21 protein-coding genes and 3 pseudogenes are annotated in these 22,969 nt (G+C 61.6%); 8 read left to right on the top strand and 16 right to left on the bottom strand.

The window, feature by feature from the left end; translation table 11 throughout:
- Positions 1-131 precede the first annotated feature (131 nt).
- Together ACZY0R_RS43360 and ACZY0R_RS43355 are read left to right on the top strand one after the other, a co-directional pair.
- A pseudogene (locus ACZY0R_RS43360) lies at positions 132-317 on the top strand (IS5/IS1182 family transposase); the annotation flags it as partial.
- Positions 318-414: 97 nt separating this feature from the next.
- Positions 415-843, top strand: coding sequence for an EF-hand domain-containing protein (locus ACZY0R_RS43355; RefSeq protein WP_488868000.1), 429 nt, complete (start codon positions 415-417; stop codon positions 841-843).
- Positions 844-1,350: 507 nt separating this feature from the next.
- On the opposite strand, the pseudogene ACZY0R_RS43350 reads toward ACZY0R_RS43355, so the two are convergent.
- From ACZY0R_RS43350 to ACZY0R_RS43295, 12 genes and pseudogenes are all read right to left on the bottom strand, one after another.
- A pseudogene (locus tag ACZY0R_RS43350) lies at positions 1,351-2,247 on the bottom strand (Tn3 family transposase); the annotation flags it as partial.
- 528 nt (positions 2,248-2,775) lie between these two features.
- Positions 2,776-3,987: a S53 family peptidase gene (locus ACZY0R_RS43345; RefSeq protein ID WP_488868049.1), complete on the bottom strand. Its 1,212-nt coding sequence runs from the start codon at positions 3,985-3,987 to the stop codon at positions 2,776-2,778.
- Between the two features lie 503 nt (positions 3,988-4,490).
- Positions 4,491-4,907: a TonB-dependent receptor domain-containing protein gene (locus ACZY0R_RS43340; protein ID WP_488867998.1), complete on the bottom strand. Its 417-nt coding sequence runs from the start codon at positions 4,905-4,907 to the stop codon at positions 4,491-4,493.
- 282 nt (positions 4,908-5,189) lie between these two features.
- Positions 5,190-6,242: a ferritin-like domain-containing protein gene (locus ACZY0R_RS43335; RefSeq protein WP_488867996.1), complete on the bottom strand. Its 1,053-nt coding sequence runs from the start codon at positions 6,240-6,242 to the stop codon at positions 5,190-5,192.
- Positions 6,243-6,284: 42 nt separating this feature from the next.
- Positions 6,285-8,183, bottom strand: coding sequence for a hypothetical protein (locus ACZY0R_RS43330; RefSeq protein ID WP_488867994.1), 1,899 nt, complete (start codon positions 8,181-8,183; stop codon positions 6,285-6,287).
- A 44-nt stretch (positions 8,184-8,227) separates the two neighbouring features.
- Entirely contained in the window at positions 8,228-9,004 is a 777-nt protein-coding gene (locus tag ACZY0R_RS43325; RefSeq protein ID WP_488867992.1) for a VOC family protein, read from the bottom strand.
- 106 nt (positions 9,005-9,110) lie between these two features.
- Positions 9,111-9,881, bottom strand: coding sequence for a UbiA family prenyltransferase (locus ACZY0R_RS43320; protein ID WP_488867990.1), 771 nt, complete (start codon positions 9,879-9,881; stop codon positions 9,111-9,113).
- Positions 9,878-11,245: an alkaline phosphatase family protein gene (locus tag ACZY0R_RS43315; RefSeq protein WP_488867988.1), complete on the bottom strand. Its 1,368-nt coding sequence runs from the start codon at positions 11,243-11,245 to the stop codon at positions 9,878-9,880. Before ACZY0R_RS43315 ends, ACZY0R_RS43320 begins: the two co-directional genes overlap by 4 nt.
- A complete protein-coding gene (gene eboE, locus ACZY0R_RS43310; protein ID WP_488867986.1) occupies positions 11,223-12,347 on the bottom strand; it encodes a metabolite traffic protein EboE in 1,125 nt (374 codons plus the stop codon). Before eboE ends, ACZY0R_RS43315 begins: the two co-directional genes overlap by 23 nt.
- Positions 12,344-13,531 (bottom strand): 3-dehydroquinate synthase, encoded by a 1,188-nt coding sequence (locus ACZY0R_RS43305; protein WP_488867984.1) that lies wholly within the window; start codon positions 13,529-13,531, stop codon positions 12,344-12,346. Before ACZY0R_RS43305 ends, eboE begins: the two co-directional genes overlap by 4 nt.
- An 89-nt stretch (positions 13,532-13,620) precedes the next feature.
- Complete coding sequence (locus ACZY0R_RS43300) at positions 13,621-14,517, bottom strand: TatD family hydrolase (protein WP_045242812.1); 897 nt, start codon at positions 14,515-14,517, stop codon at positions 13,621-13,623.
- 35 nt (positions 14,518-14,552) lie between these two features.
- Complete coding sequence (locus ACZY0R_RS43295; protein WP_488867982.1) at positions 14,553-15,452, bottom strand: EboA domain-containing protein; 900 nt, start codon at positions 15,450-15,452, stop codon at positions 14,553-14,555.
- Between the two features lie 1,596 nt (positions 15,453-17,048).
- On the opposite strand from ACZY0R_RS43295, the gene ACZY0R_RS43290 reads away from it, so the two are divergent.
- Positions 17,049-17,291, top strand: coding sequence for an H-NS family nucleoid-associated regulatory protein (locus tag ACZY0R_RS43290; RefSeq protein ID WP_488867980.1), 243 nt, complete (start codon positions 17,049-17,051; stop codon positions 17,289-17,291).
- Between the two features lie 124 nt (positions 17,292-17,415).
- Positions 17,416-18,450, top strand: coding sequence for an IS630 family transposase (locus ACZY0R_RS43285; RefSeq protein WP_488856757.1), 1,035 nt, complete (start codon positions 17,416-17,418; stop codon positions 18,448-18,450).
- A gap of 221 nt (positions 18,451-18,671) precedes the next feature.
- Here ACZY0R_RS43285 and ACZY0R_RS43280 read toward each other — a convergent pair whose 3' ends face one another.
- Positions 18,672-19,625 (bottom strand): DnaJ C-terminal domain-containing protein, encoded by a 954-nt coding sequence (locus tag ACZY0R_RS43280; protein ID WP_488867978.1) that lies wholly within the window; start codon positions 19,623-19,625, stop codon positions 18,672-18,674.
- A gap of 160 nt (positions 19,626-19,785) precedes the next feature.
- On the opposite strand from ACZY0R_RS43280, the gene ACZY0R_RS43275 reads away from it, so the two are divergent.
- The 3 genes from ACZY0R_RS43275 to ACZY0R_RS43265 all read left to right on the top strand — a co-directional run bounded on the left by ACZY0R_RS43275 (position 19,786) and on the right by ACZY0R_RS43265 (position 21,005).
- A complete protein-coding gene (locus ACZY0R_RS43275) occupies positions 19,786-20,220 on the top strand; it encodes an Hsp20/alpha crystallin family protein (protein WP_488867976.1) in 435 nt (144 codons plus the stop codon).
- An 18-nt stretch (positions 20,221-20,238) separates the two neighbouring features.
- Positions 20,239-20,619 (top strand): Hsp20/alpha crystallin family protein, encoded by a 381-nt coding sequence (locus tag ACZY0R_RS43270; protein ID WP_488867974.1) that lies wholly within the window; start codon positions 20,239-20,241, stop codon positions 20,617-20,619.
- A gap of 125 nt (positions 20,620-20,744) precedes the next feature.
- A complete protein-coding gene (locus tag ACZY0R_RS43265; protein ID WP_488867972.1) occupies positions 20,745-21,005 on the top strand; it encodes a transcriptional regulator in 261 nt (86 codons plus the stop codon).
- A 175-nt stretch (positions 21,006-21,180) separates the two neighbouring features.
- Here ACZY0R_RS43265 and ACZY0R_RS43260 read toward each other — a convergent pair whose 3' ends face one another.
- Together ACZY0R_RS43260 and ACZY0R_RS43255 are read right to left on the bottom strand one after the other, a co-directional pair.
- Positions 21,181-21,513 carry a hypothetical protein gene (locus tag ACZY0R_RS43260; protein ID WP_488867970.1) on the bottom strand — a complete coding sequence of 111 codons (333 nt, stop codon included), beginning with the start codon at positions 21,511-21,513 and terminating at the stop codon, positions 21,181-21,183.
- Between the two features lie 61 nt (positions 21,514-21,574).
- Positions 21,575-21,904 (bottom strand): hypothetical protein, encoded by a 330-nt coding sequence (locus ACZY0R_RS43255; protein ID WP_488867968.1) that lies wholly within the window; start codon positions 21,902-21,904, stop codon positions 21,575-21,577.
- Between the two features lie 289 nt (positions 21,905-22,193).
- Between ACZY0R_RS43255 and ACZY0R_RS43250 the strand changes: the two genes are divergently transcribed.
- Positions 22,194-22,457 carry a hypothetical protein gene (locus tag ACZY0R_RS43250; RefSeq protein ID WP_488867966.1) on the top strand — a complete coding sequence of 88 codons (264 nt, stop codon included), beginning with the start codon at positions 22,194-22,196 and terminating at the stop codon, positions 22,455-22,457.
- A 59-nt stretch (positions 22,458-22,516) separates the two neighbouring features.
- Here ACZY0R_RS43250 and ACZY0R_RS43245 read toward each other — a convergent pair.
- Positions 22,517-22,918, bottom strand: a pseudogene (locus ACZY0R_RS43245) (zinc-finger-containing protein).
- Between the last annotated feature and the right edge of the window lie 51 nt (positions 22,919-22,969).

Below are 22,969 nucleotides of genomic sequence, written 5' to 3'. Positions count from 1 at the left end.
TTACGTTGGCCTGAACTCAAAGTTAGGCCTAAAGAGAGGAGAATGAGCCACCTACAATGTGCTCATGTCCTTCGATCCTCAACCGGCGGTTTCCGTACTCCAGTTGCGAATCAGCCTGAGGGGCCTCAGCCCGCCGGTCCAGCGGCTATCACCGGCGTTCGCCCGTCGAAACCTTGATGTACCGCCTCAAGACGCTCACGGGCAATTGCCTGTGGGCGCGCAGGGTCGGCTCCCAGGCGACCGAGGTGGCGATCCGTGTGGGCGTGCTCAACCGCATGGCAGCGCTCGCCCGCCCTCAGGCCGTCCGCATTGCATGAATTCGAGATCACAGGATAGACTTTGTCTTCAAACTCGATTTATGCAACAAAACCTCCTATATTTCAGAGCGATTGTCATACTTGGAAGGGTGGCATCATGAGCTCAAAAGAATGGCTAAAGACCATTGGGGTCGTAGTAGCTAGCGCCTTGGCCATTTTTGGGTCTTTTCATGCCGAGGCGGCAAAGGCGGCATGTTCGGCAGAGCAGCTCAAAGCCATTGATCTGGACAATGACCGCACTATTGATTTGGAAGAAGCCAAGAAAGCCGCCGTGGTGAAATTCGAGGAACTCGACAACGACCACGACGGCACACTCGAACTTAAAGAACTGGCCGCTGCAAAGATTGACAAGAAGACCCTCGCCAAAGCCGACCGAGATAACGACAACACACTGGACCAGAGGGAGTATTTGGCGATCGTCGAGCAGCGCTTCAAGGCCGCCGATCGCGATCACGATGGAACCGTTTCGATCTCAGAGCTGCAAACGAAAACGGGAGAGGCACTTTGTGCCATGATAGTAAAGTAGTGGCACTTCCAAACGATACTGGGTTTTGTCACTTCCCGGTGGGCGATTCAGCTGCAGGATTTCTCAGTTGGCAACGATCACCATGCGCGAAGCGGCAGCCAGGCCGTGGCACGCCGGAGGGGAAGGGCGAGTCGGCACACCTTGCAAGGACGCCGGCCTTCCCAAGTGCCATAATGCGGACGCCCAACGCGGTATCCCTTTGATTTCGATGCAATCTACCGAGGTAGCTGTCCCTAGCATTCATGCGGGTTTCCGGCTGGTGCCCGCAAGAAATACCCACAAAATCAATCACTTGCTGACTGGTCTGTTCGCCGTATCCACAGATATGCCGATCGCAGCAGGGGTTTGGCGGCGGGGGGAGGGGCCGTAAGCCTCCGAAAAGCTGAGTCGCGGCCGACGGACGACCCCAAGCTCTCGCCGGCCGGATGTATGCCGCGGATGCGGATATCGCGGGCCCAGAGGTATGAATTCTTTGGCACCGCCCTGTGCGCTTTCAAAGCAGAATGGCTATGCCGTACGCCACTGCGAAAGTGAGTCGGACTGGAGCGCCGCGGTGGGCATGAGCCGATGCGCATAGCGCGCGATGGGAAACTCAAAAGTGCCTTGCAGATTGATTCCCTCAAGATGCGTGGGCCCTATATGCCGAAGATCCTCAGATCGAGTCGTCTCGCCGCCGATCCTTTCAATGATGTCCCACCTGCGTTGCATGTGCATCGTATTCCAAGCCATTACTGCATTGGATAGCAAGGTCAAGGCGGATGACACTGCCGCCAGCGACGCGTCATGTCGCTCCAACTCGATCGGTATCTTGCCGTAATGAATCGCCCGCTGGACAATGTGCACCGCTTCACCGCGGTTCAGCGCGTGCTGCATCTCATGGCGAAATGCGGAATTCGTGAAATAGTCGATCAGGAAGATCGTACGAAACAACCGTCCGAGATGCTCGCCGGCCTCATAGACGAGCTGTCCGCGCGCCGCCACCCCAAAGCGCGTGAGTGCCTGGACTGCAGTGCATTGCCCACTTTGCACGGATGCGGCAATCCACACCAGTTCGTCCCAGGCGCGCTCAATGAGGCTCAGTCGAACATCGGCATCGGTGACGGCAGCCAGTTGGCTTGGCACGTTATGATGCCTGGGAACATGCAAACGTCGGTCACGCAGGTGGGAGAGTCGCGGACAGAGATCGAAGCCCAACAGCCGTGACAGACTCATCGCGAAATCTGTAAGGCCGTGCGTATCCACTGCAAGTTGCGCCACGTCTTCCGAGCCACCTCGCCGGATCACGCCCTCGATAGCTGCGCCGGCCTGCCGCTCATTGAGCAGAATAGGCTGGTCATAGAAAATGCCCCACCGATCGCGTAATACGAGCCTTGAGCTCGCAGTACGAATGAGGCGCGGGTCAGCGTATTTCATAGGGGCCAGCAGCGGTGTTACCGGCTGCAAGAAGGCCGGATATAGAGCTGCAGCCCATCCTGTCAGTGTCTGAACAAGCGAAAACCTGGCGCAAACGGGACGCGTTCATATAGACCGCGCGCTGCGCTAGTAGGGGTGATCGAATGGAAGGGACTTCCATTCGATCACCCCGAGTTGCGCGTGGCACACGCGCGAGCGGGAGGGCGAGCGGCGCAAAGCCAACAGCCAGGCAACCGACAGATAAGAGGGCAGGGCGCTGGCGACGGGCACCCCGGCCGCGCACTCGATGTACTTCCCTTCAGAGTTGGCAACGAGAGCGAGTGGGAGGACGCGATCCAAGGTGCATCCGCGTAAAGATGGCCGCGTACGAGCTGACGCTGGCGGATCGGGTAAAACCGGCTGCCCGCCTGATTGACGATTGCAGCCGGGGAGCGATGGCCGTGAGCGAGCGGTTTGCCTTTCTTCATCGAGCCTCCCGCCCGGCCATATCGCCATCGTGACGACGCGCAAGGAACGTGTTCAAGGTTGGTTCAGCATGCTCTGAACCAGCGCTGCAGCGCGTGGCGACCCCAGTCCAGTCACATAATCATAGCTACCCGACGCGTTGCAAATGGTGCCGCAACTGCCGTTGCTGCCATTGGTGACGTCATTGTAGTCGCTGCCGTAGGCGTTCTTGCCAATGGCATATAGGGTGTTGTAGCCAGCAGAAAGCGTGGGTTTTCCGGCGGCAACGCGCAAGGAATTGGCGATTGCAAACAGGCCCGCCCATTGCGGTGTTCCAGCGCTGGTACCGGCGACCTGAAACCAGCCTGACCTCCCTTGGTAATTGACAGAGTCATAGACGGCGAATCCTGTATTGGGGTTACCGTTGTAAGCGACATCCGGAATGCCGCGCTTTTCCGCATAAGGCAACGGCCACGCCATCTGGCCATCCGGTTCCGGCTCATAGGTGCTAAGGCCACCGCCACTTCCGCTCCACGCGGATTCGCCGATGTAGTTGCCGGACAGATCCGTAATAAGGGTAGTGCCCCCCACGGCGACGACGAATGCCGACGCAGCCGGGTATTCAGAACCGTAGCCACTATCCCCCGACGAAGCCAGGAAGGTCACGCCAGTCCTCTTGAAATGGTTGTCATAGTTGGACTCGAGACTGAATTCTCCAGCTCCGAAACTCATGGAAACCGCCGATGCGCCGTTCTGCACCGCCACATCGACTGCTTTCATCAGATCGCTGAAACTGCTGCTCGCCGCTTCAACCAGCAGGATCTGCGCTTTGGGGACGATGGCATGTGCCCACTCGACATCCATGGAAATTTCGAGCGCCCAGCCGGCATCGGTCCTCGGCTTGCCACCGCTCGCGTAGATCTTGCGGAAACAGCCGTTGGAAGTCGTGCACGGTGGCAGGCCGAAGGTGGAACTGAATACGCCAAGGTCGGACTCGATCCTTGGATGATCATAGGCATTGACGATGCCAATCACCATGCCTTCACCCTGATTGGAAATGTTGTCAAAACCATACGCACGCCGCACCGTAGCTGGTGTCAGGCCAGTTGGCGCGGCAGTAGTAATAGAAGCCTTTACGTGAAAAGGCGGGCGTGCATGGCCTTGGAGAGGACGCATGCCTTCGATGTACGAAACTGAATGACCATCAGGCTCCGCGGTCGCTGGAATGACGAAGCAAGCGGATAAGGCAAGCAGGATTGTGCAGCCGATTTTTGGAAGATTTGTCATGGTTTCGCCCCGGTGCGTGTCTTTGGATTTACCAGCCTTTTTTCGACGTACGACATGAACCTCGCGAGTTCGCGAAAGTGATTGGACAAAGCTCCTATGGCCAGCCTGCACCTGCATGAGATTGCGGTCCACGCTAAAGTGTTCGCCAGATAGCCGGTTTCTTCTGCGCGATAGCCAACACTTCGTTAAAGAATCCGATGCCCGGAGGGCAGTGCGCGTTGCGCAGTGACTCCTCAGGCTGACACTGAGTCGAAAAAGCTGTCTCCATTGCCCGCTGGCCCGTTATTATTCGGTGGCCGCGTCGGCTGCGCCGCGTTCCCCCAGGTGGGGCCGGCGAGGAAGCTGCCTCGTGCGGAACGAAGACGCTAGGAAGGGCTGCTTATGGCCGAATCCGGTTCAACGTCGAACGCGCCCGATATCAAAGCGTCCCGCCTGAAGGTTTCCTTCTTGTGCTATTCGCAACAGAACTTCTGATTTTCTGATTCTTATGCTTTCCAAGGCCTTCACAACTCATTGGCTGGCGGGGTATTGGCCCACATGGAAAGCCGTAGGATCGACGTGGCCTGATAATCGACGCCACCCGATACCAGGTGATTGGGAATATGGTCGATCTGGTTGCCGCGCGTGGCGATGTCAACAGGGCCGGGATCGGTAATTCTGGCCATCTGATAGGAATAGGCGAACCAGATGTTCAGCTTTGCGTCGGGACGCAGGCTGGCTTGAAAATCGACACCATTCCGCTTCGTCCTGCCGAGGTTGTCAAAGTCGCCGAGGGGATCATTCAATTTGCGACGCACCTCGTGCGCGGCCAATTGTTCCCAATAGGCGAATACGGCCTTCCAGCCAGCTACGCGGGTGGCAGCGGCACGCAGCGATGCCCCCCACGTGGCGGTGGTGCCGTTGACGTCGGCCGGCGCCACTACTCGGCTTCTCCGGGGCGAGCGTCTATTGCTGACGGCGCGCGGAAACTGGGTGGGGCAGCTGCATACCGGCGTAGAGCCCGAACTGAGCGCGTGCCGCGTCGTCCAACCGCGGCGAGATGCGAATTGCGCCGTCGTCGGCGAAAGCGATCAGGCCTTCTTCTTCCCAGCAAATTTCTTAAGTGGGTGCGGCGGCATCGGGTGTTTGCCAGCATGGTGCCCTGAGTGGGGACGGCAGCTAGCGCGTTCCGCGGAACCACTACGGAACGCGCTGGCGCCCACTCAGGCGGCGGCGCTGCCCGGATCGACCGGCTGATACTCGAAACTCGGCCCGGTCAGAACGGCCGCGTTTGGAATCCCCGACATCATCGCCTTCGCCTGCCCCTTCAGCGACATCATCAGTCCGATCGCGATATTCATCTGGGAGGAGGTGGCGTTACCATTGAACAGCGAGTTCAAGGCGGACAGCAGGCTTGTGTACGTGTAGTTGAAGTTGTTGCACGCCAGCCGCTGAGCCGAGCCGGGGGGATAGTTCGCGATCTTCGGGTTGGTGGGCAGCGCATAGACGCCGCTCGGATCGACGACAATCGGCTCGCCCGAATACGAATAGGGTGGGTTGCCGGACGGGTTCTTCACCAGTGTCCTGCCGTTCTTGATCTGCATGAAGCGGTAGTAGTGGGCGTAGCCATCCCCGACCACCTCCTCGGGGGACGTCGACGTACCTTCGCCCTGCTCGACGATCGTGCGGATTGCCCGCTGCGCGGTTGCCACGTTGTACACGACCACGGCCTCCTTCATCAGGTCAGGACCGACCTGATTGCGTGGCGGATTGACGAACGCACCGTCGCCAATCACGCCGATCGCCACCGATATGGCATCGTAAAACTCACCGATCGTGATGGAGGTATCCAGCGCGAACACCCGGCCGGTCGGAAAGTCGAGCGGATCCTCCGGCTGCTCGATGTCAAGGAAGGTGTCGAGCTGGGCTGGCGAGAACGGCGCGAGATTGCAGGTCAGGCCATGCTCGACGCCGCCCGGCAGCGGACCAGGGTAGCTCGGGACGAAATACTTCCCGCCAATGGCCGGTGTCCCGCCAAGCGCATTCAGCACGTTCGACGCCAGCGTCATGTGCAGCATCTCTTCCATCACCACAGAGAAAATGATATCGGCAATGGCTTTGTTCTTGGTCGGGTCGAGCGAATACAGCGCATAAAGGTAGAGCGGAATGGTCGCATGCTCGAGTTCGATGGCTTGGTTCAGCGCTGCGTACATGGCCGGCAGCGAGGGCTGGTCGGGCCGCAGTCCTTTCAGCGTGGAGCGTTGAAGGCGAATCATGTTGGCTATCTCCGAAGAGGATGATCAAAGGGCACGCAGGCATCAGCGGAGTATCAGGCGGCGTGCGCTAGCCGCCGCCTTCCCGCCTTGCGCGGCGGGACGTATCGCATCCGACACGGGCGCGGCGGCCTGCGCGCGCGCGACGGGAGCCGGCGCGCCGGTGCCGTACTGAGGATTGGCGAGGAACGACTGGATCGCCGCGCGCTTCGCGGGCGACAGGTCGCGTGTGACCGGCATCGAGTTCGGATCCGCCGGATCGAGGCCGAACGCGAGCGACAGCAGCGGCGCATTGGCGACCACCTGCTTGTAGTCGGCCATGTCGAGAAACCGCGCCATCACCGGATACAGGTTCGCGTACTGCTGGAAGATCGGTTGCACCGACGTCCACGTGACCGGCTGAGCGGGGCTGAAGCCGCTCCACAGCAGGATGCTGATGAAATTCCACTGGTTCACCGGCCCGCTATAGGTCCCTGTATCCGCAAAACCGATGCGGATGCCGTACACTTGGCCGTCGAGGCCATAGTCCTTGCCATGGTTGAAATAGCGCGGCGTGCCCGGGTCGCTGGTGACGAGCGATAGCATCGCGACACCATTCTGGCCTGTCACCAGCGTGCCGCTGAAGCCTTCGGAAAACGGCGTGACCGTCGGCGGCCGCTGCGTTGTATCGACAAAGCTCAACGCGGACAGCGGTGTCGCGACCGGCGGCACGTCGCGCGGATGGATCAGGTTGCTCGGCTGAAGCTGGGAGGAATCCAGCACGACACTCAATGTCGCTTCGACCATTGGCTCGCCCCATTGCATCGCGTAGACGGGTACCTGCAGCTTGTCGTCGGGACTTGCACGATAGACGAATGTATCCGCGCGCACGAACACGCCGCTCTCCCACTCGCTGATCATCATCCCCGGGGTTCCACTCAACGTCAGCGGGGCACTCTGCACCGCGGCGAGCTGTTGGGCGCTTAGCGGCAGCTGCACCACGCCCGCGGTGGTCGAGTACCAGGGCGTGTCGCCCGAGTAGCCGTTCTGCCCGGTGGACGGGATCGTTCCCAGTGCGAGCAGTCCTGTCGACGTGGCGACACTGAGCGTCAGGTCGCCCACGTCATTCATCGTGCCGCCCGGGTTGCCGGTAGTCAGCGCGTTGCCCAGGTCAAGCAGGATGGAACTGGACGCATTGTCGACCTGCGCTGCGAGGAAGTTGATGCCGCCTTGCGGCTTGAAGAAATTGCCACCCTGCGCCGCGGCGGCCATGAACTGCCGGCCGAATACCATGCTCTTCGGCTCGCCCGCGGCGGACGGGCCGATCGTGCCGGCAATCCGTCCGCACATGAACTGCGGTGACGTGTAGTCGAGATTGATCCCGTCCACGTTGAACTTGATCGAGAGCCGGTCGCCGGTTGCCTGCAGCGCGGCCAGGAACGGCGAGTTCGACACGTCTGCCCATTGCAGGTTGGTCAGCACGGACTGATACATCGCGCCGGCAATCACGTCGCCGGAGGTCTGGCCCGTCGCGCGGTCCCAGATGTCCAGGAACGGTGCCGGGTCGAAACTGCCGCGCAGCAGTGTGTTGCCCCTCGCATCGGTGATCCGCACCTGCAGGCCCCAGATTTCGGATACCAGTTGCTGTTCGCTGTCGAGATCGACCATCTTGGCGCAGACACGGCCGTCCGAGTCGGCGACCAGGTACTGCAGGATCGGATCTGCGGGACTGGCAGGGCCCGACGGCAGCCAGGCGGACGTGACCTTGCAGCCGAGCAGCCGCCAGGAGGCGTCGCCAGTGGGATTGAACCAGCCATTGGGCGGATTCATGCCCGGTCCCTGCAGCTTCTGGTAGCTTGGTTCGAACGCAGCGTTGTCGAAGTGCCCGGGGTCGTTATTGACCGTCGACACATTGGCCTGGAACTGGCCTGCGAAGTGCAGGCGCAGCGGATTGAGATAGCTCATGAGGTCCCTCCTTGTTAGCGGTGCGACGTCGTTGCCGCGGCGCGTCAGAACGGCTTGATCAGGCCAACCGGATTGCCTTCCGGATCCTTGATCATCGCGAAGTGGTAGCCATCGACGCTGACTGGATCGACATAGCGGCTGCCGCCGTTCTGCAAAGCACGGTTGATCGCTGCGTCCAGGTCGTTAACGCGAAGGTAGAAGTTCTTGCCCGGCTCGTAGCCAGGGGTGTCCGGTTCCGTCTGGCCGATGCCGCCGAGCAGCGGCAAGGTCTGCACCTGGAACGGGATGTAGGCGAAGCCGGCGGTGCCGGTCTGGTAGTGCCAGCCGAAGACGCTGCTGTAGAAGGCCTTCAGCGTGACTTGGTCCTTCGCGATGATCTCGAACATCACGCTCGGGTGCTGATTGACGGCATCGGCTTGCGGCGCGGCGATGGGGGCGGCGGCCGTCGCGGTCCGCACGAAGCCCGCGCGCATTTGCAGGAATTCCACGAACGTGAACGGCGAGCCGTTCGACGCGACAAACAGCGCGCCATGCTGCCGCACGAAGCCGGTGAACACCGGTCCGTTGACGTGGCGCAGGAAAGCGTCAGCGTCGCGGTATGTCTCGAAGAACAGGACGGAAAGCGGATCGGCCGGAGGCAGCGATTGCAGGCGGGCGTCGCCGCCGTAGGGCGTATGGACCAGGTACGCCAGCGTATCGGGCTCGAGCCGCAGGACATCGTCGGCGAGCTGGCGCAGCGCGGCGTCGGCGGCTGGCTCGCATCCCAGCCGGATAAACCAGCGCGATGTCAGGCTGACGGGGGTGGGGATGGATGGACTCATGGTGCTCCTTCCTGGTTTGGAGGCTTCATGCGCAACCGGCATCATGACTTCGGATTCACGTCGGGCCGCTGTGCCGGAAGCGGCCACGATTCTCTTGCCTCGACGATCAGTCGCCGCGAACGTAGCGCTGGCCCGCACGGGTCAGTCCCATACCGACCACGCCCACAAGCAGCCACGCGGGATCCGCCAGCACGGCGAGCACGACGCCGTCGAGGAGCGGCATCGCGGCAAGCATCCACGGGATCACCGGCCACCGGTAACGCCCGGCGGCGGTATGGCATTCGTGGCGCGCGACGACCGTCAGCAGCAGCACGTAGGCCGCTTGGACGAAGGCGGCGATTCCGACCACAGTGGATATCCCGCCGGTCAGCGCGAACGCGGTGACGACGTAGACCAGCAGCCGCGCGCCGGCCATCGCGAACACGGTCGAACGGTGGCGCTTGTGGAAGTGGTCGTAGACCCAAATGACGAAAAGCAGCATCACGCCGGCAACTAGCCCCGCACGATGCGGAACGGGCAGCAGGCAGGCGAGCGCGCTGGCGAACAGCGCGAGGGTGACCGCGCGCGCATGGCCAGCGGTAATGCGGCCGGCCGGAATTGGCCGGTAGCGCTGGTGCAGGCGGTCATGCTCGAGGTCGCAGAGGTCGTTCAGGGCCATGCCGCCGCAATAGAAGCACGACAGTGCGAACGCGAGCAGTACGACCAGCAAGGCGGGGGCAGCAGCCTGCGAGTTGCCGGCATCTTCCCAAACCGCGTCCGATACCCCGCCCGAGAGCACGGCCGCGGTCAGGACGTTCATCCAAACGGTGGGCAGATTGCTCACGCGGCACAGCGAAAGTACCGCGTTGAAGCTGGGGCGCAAGGGTAGCGTGCTCATTGGTCGAAGACGTGATCGAGCAGGATGGCGAAGACACTGGTGGCGGCCATGTTGTCGTCGGGGATGCGGCCGCGTTCGGAGCTGATCAGCACTGGCGCGTCGTCGTCGCTGGCCGTGCGGATGCCGTGCGAGCCGCGTACCAGCGACGCGTCGAGGGACACCACATCCATCGTGTACCGCATGCCGAGCGCCTTGCGCGCGAGAATGCTTCCGACTTTCAGCGCGGGGAAGCGGATGTCAGGATCGACAAACAGCTCGACCGGATCGTAGCCCGGCTTGTTGTGGATATCGATGGTGCGCGCATAGTCAGGCGCAGCCCCGTCGTCGGCCCAGAAATAGTAGGTGAACCAGCTATCCGGTTCAGCCAGCAGGACGATCTCCCCGGCACGCGGATGCGCGAGGCCGTAGTGGCGCTTCCCGGCCTCATGGAGCACTCCGCCAACGCCATCGACGTCGTTGAGAAGCCGGCTCACCGCGCCGACATCGCGCGGGTCGCGGACATAGACGTGCGCCACCTGGTGGTCGGCCACTGCAAATGCGCGCGAAGCGCCGGTGTCGAGGTAGTCGCGGCCGAGATCGCGCTTGATCGCGAGCAGCCCCGCGTCGCGCAGTATGCGGTTGATATGCACCGGCCTGCTGACCGGCACGATGCCGTACTCGGACAACACGACGATGCGTACCCCCCGCGCCCGGAATGTGTCGATCAGATCGCCGCAGACCGCATCGATCTCGCGCAGGTCGCTCGCGATATCGGCTTGCGGGCCGACTCGTTGCAGGCAGTAGTCGAGGTGCGGCAGGTAGATCAGGTTCAGCGTTGGCGCGAACTGCTCCTCGACCGCGAGTGCGGCATCCGCGATCCAGCGGCTCGAGCGGATGCTGGTGCGCGGACCCCAGAAATCGTACAGGGGGAACTGCCCGAGCCGTTCGCGCAGTGACTCCCGCAACGCTGGCGGTTGCGTGTAGAAATCCGGCAGCTTCAGGCCGTTCGCGCAATACAGCGGCCGCGGGGTCAGCGTGATGTCCGCGTCGGTCGCCATTGCGTACCACCAAAACGTGTTGGCACAGGTGAACGACGGATCGCGTTCCCGCGCGAGATGCCAGATGCGCGGCGCCTGCACCAGCTGGTTGCTTTGCCGCCACAGCATCACCTGGTCCAGCTCGCGGAAATACCAGCCGTTGCCGACGATGCCGTGCTCGGTCGGCAGCTTGCCAGTCAGGTAGGTCGTCTGTGCCGAACAGGTCAGCGCAGGCGTCACGGCGTCGATCGTCGAGACCTCGTCGCTAAGCGCCGACAGGTTCGGCGTGTGCGGGCCAAGCAGGCCCCTGGTCAGTCCGACAACGTTAATGACGGCCGTGCGCTGCATCGAGTGTCTCCCTGACCCAGTTCAGCTCGCGTGCGATGGACGCGCCGGGCGAGTCGAGGCGCAGCGCCCGCGGCAGCACGCCAAAGCTGTAGGTTTCGACCTCTAGCGGCGTCCCCGGCGCCAGGCACGGCAGGCAGTCCTCAAGAAAGAAGCGCGTTGTGCCGACGTCCCCGAGTTCCGCAAGAAAGACCGGTACGTGAAAGTGCACGCGGCACTCTTCGGCCGGCTCGCCGCGTTTGAGCCAGCGCGCCAGCTCCGGCAGATCGGAAAAGCGCAGCAGTTCGCCGTCCTGTGTGCACAGCACGGCCTGATGCAGATATGTCGCTTCGTCGAACGCCAGCAGGTTTGCAATCGCCTTGCCGCGGGCACGCAGCGCGGAGGAAACCTGTACCTTGACCACACGGATTTCCGCGCTTTCCAGTGCCGCGAGGCAGTCAGCGGGCCGCTCGAACTCGACCGCCTGGTGGCAGCAGTCGAAGCACAGGCCGATGTAATCAGCAAGCGAGGCGGGAAACCGCATCCGCTGGAAGAACTCGACCACTTCGCGGGTCTGCTCCAGTACGCAGTATGGCTCGGGCTCCAGCGCGAGGCGGATCAGCGGACCGCCACGCTCGTGCAGGTATGCAAGATGCATGAGCGTGTACAACAGATGCGTCCTGACCGGTCCCCAGTGTTCTGCGGCGAAGCCGCTGCGGCATGCGACCGGCACGGTCGAGATCGAACGGGCCTGGCCACGTGGCGTCCATTGCGCGAGGATGTCGGCGAGCCGGTTCGTATAGGTGGCGCGCCGCGGATCCCTCCAGTCTGGCAGGTAGACCGCTTCCTTGACCTGCGTGCCGTGGAACGCGCCGTGCGGAAAGCCATTCAACGTCAGCACGTAACAGTCATGTGCCTCGCACCAGTTGGCAAAGCGGCGGATCTCCGTGTCGTCGAGTTCGAACGCGGCCTGCGCGGACAGGCGAATGCCCAGCGGGAACGTGCGCCCAGGCGAGCAGGCCTTCTTGACCTGCAACGCGTGTTCCTCCAGATTGCGTCGGACGTCGGCCCATGCATCGCCGGGGTGGATGTTGGTGCAGTAGGTCAGCGGGTAGTTGTGGTTCACGACACGACCTCCGGCGCAATGGGGTCGCCCCGTGCATGCCGTTGCCACGCCCGCAGTTCGCCGATGCATGCACGCATGGTGGCGATATCGATATGATTGACCTCGACGCCTTCGCCAATCCCTTTCAGCAGCGTGATGCACAACTGCCCGCCCAGGTGCTCACGGAAATCGCCCAGTGCCCGTTCGACATCGAGCCGGTCCAGCGCCGCGTGATCGAGCGTAAAGCCGATATCGCACAGCGTTTCCATGATGGTGTCCGCCGCCACATCGCCGATCATGCCGAGCCGGCGCGAATACTGGACATCGAGCGCTATGCCGATCGCGACCGCTTCGCCGTGCCGCAAGCGGTGCTCGGAGAGTTCCTCGAGCTTGTGCGCCGACCAGTGGCCGAAATCGAGCGGCCGCGCGCTGCCGCGCTCAAAGGGATCGCCGGAATTGCGGATCTGCGCGAGATGCAGTTCCGCGCAGCGGACGATCATCGGCTCCATCGCATGCGGCGCAAGTGCCGCGAGCGCTAAGCGCTGCCGGTGCAGCCGTCCGAAGAAGGCGCGGTCGCGGATCAGCGCCACCTTTACCGCCTCCGCAATGCCGGCGCGCCGGTCGGCGGCCGGTACGCTTGCCAGCAACTCGAAGTCGTTGATGACCGCGAACGGCGGCGTGAAGGTGCCAAGGAAATTCTTGCGGCCTTGCCAGTTGATCGCGTTCTTGACGCCGACGCCGGCGTCATTCTGCCCCAGCACCGTTGACGGCATCCGGATCAGGCGGAGACCGCGATGCGCGGTGGCCGCAGCGTATCCGATCGCGTCGAGCACCGCGCCGCCGCCGATCACGACGATGTAGCTGTGGCGGCAGAGCCGGAGATCGCGCGCGTAGCCGTAGAACTCGTCCACCTCCCGCGGATCGCGCTTTGAAGTCTCGCCTCCACGGACGATCCATGGCGGACGGACCAGCTCGATGGCATCCGCATGCGCCAGCGCATATTTCTCAATCGCTTTGATGCAGCCGGGTAGCGCACCGGCAAGCCCGGAATCCACCGCGAAAAACACGCGCGCTCTGGCGCCGGGCGGCTGCGCTCGCATCAGGTCTACCAGCAGCCGGTTTTCAGGCGCGAAGGCGCCGCGGGTGAAGCAGACCGGATAGCTGTAGCGGACTTCGAAACTCTGGTCGATGCGATGCTCGAGCATGAGGCGCTCCTGGGTCACGTACCTGGGGCGATGACTTGACTGGAGGGAGACGGCACTTAGCCGCCAGCGGTAGGACTACCGGCGCCGGTTCAGTTTGGCACCGGCTCGTCGACACGCGGCAATTGTCCGCGCAGCACGGAGTTGTCGGCGAATAACTGCCGCTGATCGAGCCGCGGAGTTTGGTCAAGCGCAGCGACATCGATCTGCTGTGACTGCGCATAGGCCTGCAAGGCGTTGCTCCAGGTGACTGCTTCGACACCGGCTGGAGGAATGCCGCGAGCAAGCATCAGCCGCGCGGTCTTTGGCACCGACAGCGGGTCGCTGACGCCCCAGTCGGCCGAACTGTCGACGATGATCCGTTCCGGCCCGTATTGCCGGACGACCTCGACCATCCGCTCGGAGCCCATCTTCGTGTTCGGGTAGATCGTGAAGGCGGCCCATGCGCCGGAATCGAGTACAGCGCGCACGGTCTCCTCGTTGTTATGGTCGATGACCAGCTTCGTCATATCGATGCCGTGCTCCCGGGCGACATCAATCGACCGCAGCGTGCCGTTCTTCTTGTCGCGATGAGGCGTATGGACCATCACCACCATGTCGTGCTCGCGTGCGAGATCAAGTTGGGCGCGATACGCGAAATCCTCCGCGGCAGTGATCTCGTCGTAGCCAATCTCGCCGATGGCGACGACCCCCTCTTTCAGCGCAAATTGCGGCAGCAGTTCAAGCACTTCGCGCGCGAGCTTCTCGTTGTTCGCTTCCTTCGAATTGAGCCCGACGGCGCAGTAATGCGCGATGCCGAACTGGCTGCATCGAAAGCGCTCCCAGCCGACCAGGCTCGAGTAGTAGTCGAAGAAACTGCCGACATTGGTGCGCGGCTGACCCAGCCAGAACGCCGGTTCGATGACCGCGCGGATGCCGGCGGCAGCCATGGCCTCCAGGTCGTCGGTGGTGCGTGAGCTGATATGGATGTGGGGATCGAAGAATCTCACGGCGGGTCCTTTTCTGGTTCTCGTGGTTCTTGACGCTAGAGGAAGCGAAGGGCTTGCTGCGTAAATCCTGCCTGGCGGGCCTGTTCGACGAAACGGGCGTGTTTGTTGAGTGCGGTGCGCAGCCATCGGCAATCGCCGCTCAACGCGTCACCGGTCCGGGCGATCATGAGAAGCGCACCGCGTTGGCCTTGCACATCGTCTTCCGCCAGCTCCTTGCGCACGGCCTGAAGCCCGCGTTCACCGCCATGGGGGCCGAGGCAAAACCATAGCTGCGGCGGAACATTGCGCCCGGCGCTGCGCCGTTCGTCGGCAAGGTCGAGCGCCATCCGCGCCAGTTCCGGAGACAGCCGCCGGTCGATGCCGTCGATGCGCCAGAGCGGCACGTCAATGAACACGGCCTTGATCACGAGCTGGCGCCAGGCGACCTCGTTAAAATGCGTCGCAGCGTAGGGAGAATCGCACGCGACGGCTTCGAATATGGAGCGCATATTGCTGCGGCAGCCTTCACCTGCGCGCCAGACAAAGCGATCGCAGCCCGGCAGCAGTGCGAGCGCGCGATACAGGGCGCACGACTCGCCGTGGTCAGCAAAACGAAAGCAATGCTCGAGCGCAATGGGGAAGGTGTCGCCTTCCATGTCCGGCGAAGCGAGCAGCAAGGCTACGCGCAGCGTTTCCAGAAGGCTCCAGTGTGACGGATCCCACCCGGGAACGCCTGCGCTTAGCGGGCGAACTTCATCCGGGCCCGGATCGAGTGGGATCCCGGCGCGAACATGGCGGCTCGCGAGAGCAAGCAGTTGCGCGAGACGCAGCTTGGATGCGCCGTTGCTGACTTCACTCGATGCGCTGTGCCGGAAGGCGTTGGCATCGCGCGACAGGCGAGGGCCGAGAAGGTCCGAAAGGGCCGCGGCAGCATCGAATTTGGTCGGGACATCCATGCGTGATCGTCAGGTATTGCCTGTCGCCTGCGTTAAACAGGTTGTCGTTCAGCCAGGGTGCGATTGCTGGTCCGGCGAGAATCAATATAGGTCTATGGTTTGATTGATAATACGTGGTACAAACCCTAGCCGCTTATTTCTATTTGTTTAATTCTGATTTTTATAAATATAGATTTAAGTAAACAGAGACAAGAGCAGGACTAAACACGCGCCAGAGAGCAGCGCCGGCCCCTGCCAAGCGAGTCTCAGCAGGAAAAAATGACGGGCGACGTGGCGCGGGCCGCGGTGGTCGTGGCCGAGCAGGAGAAAGCCGGAGTAGAGGGTTGGCCGGGATTCGCAAATACCTTAAGCTTCACATATTCACGAATCCCGGCCGCCCCTCTAGTAGCCATGTCGGACAGCCCCTGCAGCGAAGTGCACTTAGAAGTAGCTATAGGAAGCTTGCGAGTGTATGTGCCTCGCGTATGATAGTCAGGGCGATATCGGGAGCCCAGCAAGGCTCTCCGCCAAAGAATGGGTAGCGAAAGGAGGCGCGTCGTGGACGAGTCATCGGCAGGCCAGTTCTCGGAGGTCGAAGACAGGGTATTGCTGTGCATATACTTGCTGTCGGACACGACTAAACCAGCGAAGCGCGAGCTACATGACGATTGGGACTCCGCTCACACATGGTGCTCTCGCTATGTCCACGATGGGTTTACGTTAGGTGATGGTTCCGCGCAAGATCGATATCCACCGCATCAAATCTACAAGATTAGGTGCGTCCCTGTGAAGCGCGTCACGGAGGGATTTTCGGAAAATGACACTCACGAGAATCTGGACGACCGCATCACTCACTTTGAAGATAAAGACGGTCGCCGGATTGACATCTGGACTATGCCAGTGTGAGTTGTCGCGGCAGATTGAATCTCCCTTCAATCCAAGGCGGGGGCGGCGATTGGCTCTTCGTCGGCGCCATATCCCTTTGTCCGGAAGCAGCGGCAGTGGGCCCCGCCTGCCGCGGCTACAAGGCGGAGTACTTCGGACGCATGGACCGGATGAGTGTCAGCTTCCCTATGTTCAAGGAGATCGACTACCAAGTTGAGTATGGGCGGCGGTAAAGGCACGCTGAGCTCGGGCCAGCTTCCGGACCACCTAAACGGAGACGCCCAACGGCGGGGCTGTCGTCAAGAATGTACGGCACACCCTTGTTCCTCGGCATGGTCAATCGCGAAGTCTGGGCGCAAGGGTCAGGGGTCGGCGCGTTCGAAGGAGGCGTGCTCCCGGCTCTGCGCCGCGCAGTCAGGGAGCGTCGCGGGATGGCGTACGCCGCCTAGTCGGCGAGAGAGGGGCAAGTTGGCAACGGGAATCCTTCAGTCGGTAAGCGGCAGGAAGCACTGTCCGAGTTCATTCAGGACCTGCACAGCCCCGGACGTCAATACCAAAGTCGCCGTCTGCAGCGGCGCGGTTTGCCGCCAGGCGAGCCGTAGAACACAACTTTCGGTGCGTGAGTGCTTGTGATGTACGAGCTCCTTTGAGGCGATCCAGGGTGCTGGTGCGGCGGATCACAGGCTGGCGCCGTGGCCTCCTCTTTATAGAAGGGGCTCCGGGCCGCCTCAGGTGTCGCCGGGCCGGGGTTCGCGCGGTCGCCGGCACGGGTCGCAGGCATCATCTGGGCGCGCAGCGCGGCCAGTGGCGATATACCGCAGCGCGGACGGGCAGAGTTTGGACGGGGAGGGCGCCATGCCGGACTGGCTGCAACGAGCGGTCAACGCCGGGCAGACGTTGGAGCATTTCCGCGTCGGTGCCTGCGCTCGTCGTCTACCCAAGCGAAGTCAATCCCAGAATGAGGAGGCGCGATGAGAACCCGGATCGCGCCAGGCCCCGTCCGCCTCGCCACAAGCCTCGTCGACATGCTGCTTACTCAGCAGTCAGAAATATATGCGACAAAAATTGAACTTCCATGATCTGTTGAAATCCGACGTTAATGAAACGAGATGGACGAACCTTGGCGCATAACACCCTTGAGGAAATGCGCGTACTGGCGGTGCAGCGGATGAGGGAGGGTGAGCATCCCGAGGACGTGGCCAAGTCCTTTGGCATGCATCGTTCCTGGGCCTTCCGATGTCGCGCTATGACCATGGGCCGCGGCAAGGGCTTGCAGGCTTTGCGCTCAACCAAAGGTAGTGGCAGGCCACGCAAACTCACGAACAGCCAAGAAGCCCAGGTGTTTCGCTGGATCAATGGCAAGAATCCGACGCAATACGGTTTTGACTTTGGTTTGTGGACGCGCCAGATTGTTCAGTTGTTGGTGGAAGAAAAATTCGGAGTGGATCTGTCCTTGGCTAGCATCGGTGCGCTTCTGGCGCGCAGGGGACTGACGCCGCAAAAGCCACTGCAACGCGCCTATCAACGCGATCCAATGGCCGTTGAGACATGGCGCAAGGAGACCTTTCCTGCCATCGCGAAGGCGGCAAAGGCACAGAAGGCTGACATTTTCTTCTGGGACGAGTCTGGCTTTCGTGCCGACACCGTGCATGGCAAGACATGGGGTGCGCGTGGCAAGACCCCGGTGATCGATCGGCCGGGGCAGCGCCAGAGCATCAGTGCCGCGTCGGCGGTCAACTCCAAGGGGGCCTTCTGGTTCGCCACCTACAAAGGCGGTCTGACGGGAGAGCTGTTCGTCGAACTCCTCAAAAAGTTGATGCGCGGGCGAAAAAACAGCGTGCACATGGTGGTCGATGGACTGCCCGCGCACAAGAAGGCATGCGTGAAGCGCTACGTTCAATCGACAAAGGGCAAGCTCGCATTGCACTTCTTGCCTGGCTACTCGCCCGACCTTAATCCAGACGAGTTGGTGTGGAGTCATACCAAGCGCACAGGTGTGGCACGCAGGCCTCTTCGTAAAGGTGAGGACCTGCAACAAAAGGTTAACGAACAGCTTCAAACCGTGGCGGAAAACCCGACGCTTGTACGCTCATTCTTCCGCCATCCTTCTGTCGCATATATTTCTGACTGCTGAGTAAAAGCTTGTTGATGCTTATCTTGAATTGGATTGGGGCCCTGGGGGGCGCGGCTTGCCGCCACCAGCAGGCCGCCCCTCATAGCGTTTACGCTCATCAGGACCAGGGGGAGGGTCACGTCCACTCTGGTGCTACCATGCAGGCTGCCCGCCACTTGCTCCAGAGTCAGCCAAGCATCTACCATCAGGCAGCCGATCAAAACGTCATCATCAGGCATGGGTCAGGCTCTCCTGTCCGGGCGCGGATTAAAGGCCAATTCCCGCGCCATGGTTTCATAAAGCTCCCGCGCCTTGGGGGTATTTGCCGGCGGCAACACCACCTGGATGTCCAGCAGCAGATCGCCCGGTGGATTAGCGGGAATGCCCTTGCCGCGCACGCGTAGCTCGCTGCCGCTCTGGGCGCCGGGGGGAATGCGCACCTTCAGTTCGCCCCCAGGTAAATCGATGGGCACCACCGCCCCCAGCGCCGCCTCCCATGGCGCCACCGGCAGGGTGAGGTGTAGATTGCGTCCCTTCACTTTCAGTTGATCGTGCGGTTTGAAATGCACTTCCAGAAAAAGATCCCCCGCCGGCGCACCGCCGGTCCCTGGCGCACCCTGCCCACCCAGACGGATGAGCTGACCCTCGCGCACACCTTTGGGAATTTTCACGCTGAGGGTCCGGCTCCTGAGTTGCACCCCGCCCTGGGCGTCCACGCTTGGCACCTGCAGCGAAAGCTGACGGGTGGCGCCGTTAAAGGTATCTTCCAGATCCAGCAGCACCTTGGCGTGGTGATCGCCACCGCGCGACGGGGACTTGCCACCATGTGTATGGAAACTGCGGTGTCCGCCCCCCATGTGGCCAAACAGCTCGGCGAAGAAGTCGCTGAAATCGGCCTCTTTCCGGGGCGAGTAGCCCCGACTGGAGAACTCGAAGCCGGTGTTCCAGTCCGGCGGCGGACGGAACTCCTGGCCGGGCTGATGGCCTCGTCCCAATTGGTCGTACGCGGCGCGCTTTTCCGGGTCGGAGAGTACGGCATAGGCCTCGTTGAGCTCCTTCATGCGCAGTTCGGCATCCGACTGCTTGGAAACGTCGGGATGGAATTTGCGCGCGAGCTTGCGGAACGCCTTCTTGATGTCCTCCGCGGTGGCATCGCGCGTCACTCCCAGCGTTCTGTAGTAGTCCTGGAATTCCATGCGTGTTCCCCTTTTCAGGTCTCTAGCGCTGCCCTTCCGCTCGGAAGAATGATGGCGAATATCAGTCAAATCAAGAACTTGAAATCCTCAGGGGAAGCCTTACCATTCCAACCGAGGACGTCAGAATATGGCGCCCGCGCTAGAGCGAATGGAGGCAAACATGATGTATCGATCCCTGTTTCCCCGTGACGTATTCTCAGCGTTGGAACGCCTGCAGCGTGAGATGCAGCAGCCATTCGAGCTGTCTCACAGCATTCGCGGTCAGGTCAGTTTTCCGGCCATCAATGTCGGCGGCACACCCCACTCGGTGGAAATCTACGCTTTTGCCCCCGGCATCGATCCGGCCAACATCGACGTGCAACTTGTGAAGGGCGTACTGACCATTGTCGGCGAGCGCAAGCCCGATCTCTCTGACAAGGACGAGCAACCCTCCCTGCATATCGATGAACGCTTCGCCGGCCGCTTCCGCCGTGTGGTGAGCCTACCAGACGACGTGAATCCCAATGCGGTGGAAGCCAAGTACCGCGACGGGGTGCTGCACATCAGCATCCAGCGCCTCGAAGCCGCGCAGCGGCGCCAAATCAGCATCCAGTGATGCGAGGAGGATCTGGCCATGAGCGAAAATACTGCTGTCACCAAACAAGCCGACACTGGCAGTGCTGAAGCGGCCCTGATACCGCCAGTGAATGTGTACGAGGACGTCGCAGGCATCACCCTGTACGCCGATCTGCCGGGTGTGCCCAAGGACAAGCTGGTCGTGCAGGTGGAAGGCGATATCCTGACCATCAAGGGCGAAGTCGTCCTGGCTCAGCCGGACGACATGGAAGCGAGTTACACGGAGGTTTCCCTGCCGCGCTACCGGCGCGTGTTCACGCTATCCAAGGAACTAGATGCCGAGAAGGTCGTCGCCGAGCTCAACCACGGCGTGCTCAAGCTGCGCATCCCGAAAGCCGAACACGCGCAACCGAGCCGCATCGAGGTCAAGGTGGCGTGATGTAAGCCGAGCGGGCCGTGGGCATCGCCCATGGCTGCCCACACACGTAGGCGGGCTGACATGAAACTGGAATCGTTGAAAGAGAGTTTCGGTTTTCGCCCCTTTGAACAGGTGAGGGACCGACGATGCGACTGATCGAACTGGATGAACAACAGGACTTTCTTGCGGCCTTGCAGCGTAACGGTCTGGCAGCAGGTGATTTCGAACTCCTGGAAACGGATACGACTGACCCAAAAGGCGACGAGAACTTCGGTTTACAGGGCTACGTCACGCTAACCAGACTATCAACACAAGTTACAAGGGAATACCCCATCGGCTATGAAACCGATTGGGTTCAGCATTTCAGGAAAGATCTCGAAGCCGGCATTTTCGATAAGTCGGAATGAGATCCTGCATGCTATTTGGGCGGCGGGTGAAAGATGACCACCTGCCCAATTGGATACTCGCCTGGAAGCGGGCATATCCAGACCATGCGCATGTACCCGGAAGAACAGCCTCTCCTGCCACATCGCCTCCAGATTTCCTTTGGCCGAGATCCCTGTCGTGGGGTTCAAGGGGATGCTACCGGTAATGCCGTTCAGACGCCCCGTTGTCGAGGAGCACCGACACCCGGCGGCGCTCGAAGTCGAACGGCATGCGCCAGCCGCTCACGTCGATTTCTGCGTGCTCCAGGATGGCGTCATCCAGGGGGCTTCTTAGTCCTGTTTCAAAAAAGCTGTTGAAGTAGGCCAGTTCCAGAACCCGCTGACTTTCCCGGCCAAGGAGGTCCAGGTGGCGCTCCAGGTGGATGCGGGCCTGGGTCAGCGTGCCGGTCTTGTCGGTACAGAATATGTCCATGCTGCCCAGATTGTGGATCGAGGCGAGCCTCTTAACGATTACCTTGCTGGCTGCCATGCGCAGTGCGCCTCGCGACAGCGTCACGGAGACCACCATGGGGAGGCCGGCTATATGATTATCAAAACCTTTCCCACAGGGTCTGGTAAGCGGATACAGCGGTGGAGTGGATCGTCGCGTCGAGCCATGGCTGCCAGCCCAGTGCGTAACCCTCGCCGTGTGGCAGCAAGCCCTCGGCCGCAGCGTCTGCTTCGCTGCAATCGTGCAGCGGCTCGACGCGCACGCCCGTCACCTCCAGGTGGATCCGCGACAGCGCGCGCGGCATGTGGATGCTGGGCTTCCAGGTGATGGCCTCGGCCGGCGGCACATTCTCGTAGCCGGCCGGCACGCACGCAGGGTAATCCGCGCGGTAGACGGTCGGCCCCGGATCGAGCGCTGCGGCTGCGCCCACGTCTCCCGCACATACAGTCGGTCGCCGGGCTCGCCGTAGGGGCACAACGCAGGTGCCAATGGAACTGGCGGCAACGGATCAACCGACTCGTCGAGGATTGGCCCGCCCCTGCGATCGAGGAACGTCAGGCGCCGGCAACCCATGCCAGGATGCTCTGTCGGTTGCGGCTTCACTGCTCGCCTCGTCTGGGTCTTCCGGCCGTCGAGGATGGCGCGCACCAATAGGTGGCTGAAAAGGATGGGGCGTTCTTTGGTCATGCTAGGATTCCTCGAAACGCTTGGAGACAGTCATGACCGTTCCCCTCTTTCATGAATTCCCCGCAGACGAGCAAGAGGACGTGAAGGCGGCACGCGCTCGATTTGGGTTTATCCCCCTGGATTTCGAAATTACTGATGAGGATGCTTATCCTGTCGGCCCCGCGGCAATACATAGAGAAGTTAGGGTTCTGAGATTGATCAATGGAAAGTTGAGCTTATACGATGTCGGGCCTGGAACGGCCTGGACTGTGGCATTCGAAACGGAGCTTCAAGCAGGTGCCTTTGGGAGGCCCTAATTTGAGACGCCTCTCTTGGGTGTCTGCTGGCCGCTGTTGGTTAAATGAGGCTGCGTGGGTCATGCTGTCACCCCCATCCGCTTCGCTTCCTTGGCGAGTTGCTGGCACACGACCACCACGCGCTGGCAGGTCTGCACGTCAAACCATCCAATGTGGCATTCCTCGACGTTGGCGATGCCGAGCTGCCCGGCCAGCCAGCTGTAGGCCTCCGAGCGCGTCATGCGCCGGCTCTGTCAGATCGGGTTGAACACCGCCTTCGCGCGCGTCCTTGCTTGCCGCGTCGGTGCATCCGCCAGGGTGCCCAGCGGGATGTTCGTGAACGGGTGCATGCCCACGTAGGCGTGGCAGTTCTTTCCCATGCAGAGGTAGGCCCACGGCCATTCGCCGTACTCGCGGCCATAGATCTCCGAGTTGTTGGCGATCACCACTGCCGCCGCGCAGAAATGGCAGTGCGTCGGCACCGGCAGCGGGTTCTTGACGCGCGCTAGGCCTAACTTTGGTCCCTGAACTCG

It is taken from the genome of Cupriavidus sp. F041, from assembly GCF_057814235.1.
Note: the sequence above shows the minus strand (reverse complement) of the source record. Positions and strands in the feature narration are given on the sequence as shown.

What these genes read in the sequence shown, in the direction of transcription:
- ACZY0R_RS43355 (WP_488868000.1), top strand. Translation starts at nt 415, where the DNA reads ATGAGCTCAAAAGAATGGCTAAAGACCATTGGGGTCGTAGTAGCTAGC.
- ACZY0R_RS43345 (WP_488868049.1), bottom strand. Translation starts at nt 3,987, where the DNA reads ATGACAAATCTTCCAAAAATCGGCTGCACAATCCTGCTTGCCTTATCC.
- ACZY0R_RS43335 (WP_488867996.1), bottom strand. Translation starts at nt 6,242, where the DNA reads ATGATTCGCCTTCAACGCTCCACGCTGAAAGGACTGCGGCCCGACCAG.
- ACZY0R_RS43330 (WP_488867994.1), bottom strand. Translation starts at nt 8,183, where the DNA reads ATGAGCTATCTCAATCCGCTGCGCCTGCACTTCGCAGGCCAGTTCCAG.
- ACZY0R_RS43325 (WP_488867992.1), bottom strand. Translation starts at nt 9,004, where the DNA reads ATGAGTCCATCCATCCCCACCCCCGTCAGCCTGACATCGCGCTGGTTT.
- ACZY0R_RS43320 (WP_488867990.1), bottom strand. Translation starts at nt 9,881, where the DNA reads ATGAGCACGCTACCCTTGCGCCCCAGCTTCAACGCGGTACTTTCGCTG.
- ACZY0R_RS43315 (WP_488867988.1), bottom strand. Translation starts at nt 11,245, where the DNA reads ATGCAGCGCACGGCCGTCATTAACGTTGTCGGACTGACCAGGGGCCTG.
- ACZY0R_RS43305 (WP_488867984.1), bottom strand. Translation starts at nt 13,531, where the DNA reads ATGCTCGAGCATCGCATCGACCAGAGTTTCGAAGTCCGCTACAGCTAT.
- ACZY0R_RS43295 (WP_488867982.1), bottom strand. Translation starts at nt 15,452, where the DNA reads ATGGATGTCCCGACCAAATTCGATGCTGCCGCGGCCCTTTCGGACCTT.
- ACZY0R_RS43285 (WP_488856757.1), top strand. Translation starts at nt 17,416, where the DNA reads ATGAAACGAGATGGACGAACCTTGGCGCATAACACCCTTGAGGAAATG.
- ACZY0R_RS43280 (WP_488867978.1), bottom strand. Translation starts at nt 19,625, where the DNA reads ATGGAATTCCAGGACTACTACAGAACGCTGGGAGTGACGCGCGATGCC.
- ACZY0R_RS43275 (WP_488867976.1), top strand. Translation starts at nt 19,786, where the DNA reads ATGATGTATCGATCCCTGTTTCCCCGTGACGTATTCTCAGCGTTGGAA.
- ACZY0R_RS43270 (WP_488867974.1), top strand. Translation starts at nt 20,239, where the DNA reads ATGAGCGAAAATACTGCTGTCACCAAACAAGCCGACACTGGCAGTGCT.
- ACZY0R_RS43265 (WP_488867972.1), top strand. Translation starts at nt 20,745, where the DNA reads ATGCGACTGATCGAACTGGATGAACAACAGGACTTTCTTGCGGCCTTG.
- ACZY0R_RS43260 (WP_488867970.1), bottom strand. Translation starts at nt 21,513, where the DNA reads ATGGCAGCCAGCAAGGTAATCGTTAAGAGGCTCGCCTCGATCCACAAT.
- ACZY0R_RS43250 (WP_488867966.1), top strand. Translation starts at nt 22,194, where the DNA reads ATGACCGTTCCCCTCTTTCATGAATTCCCCGCAGACGAGCAAGAGGAC.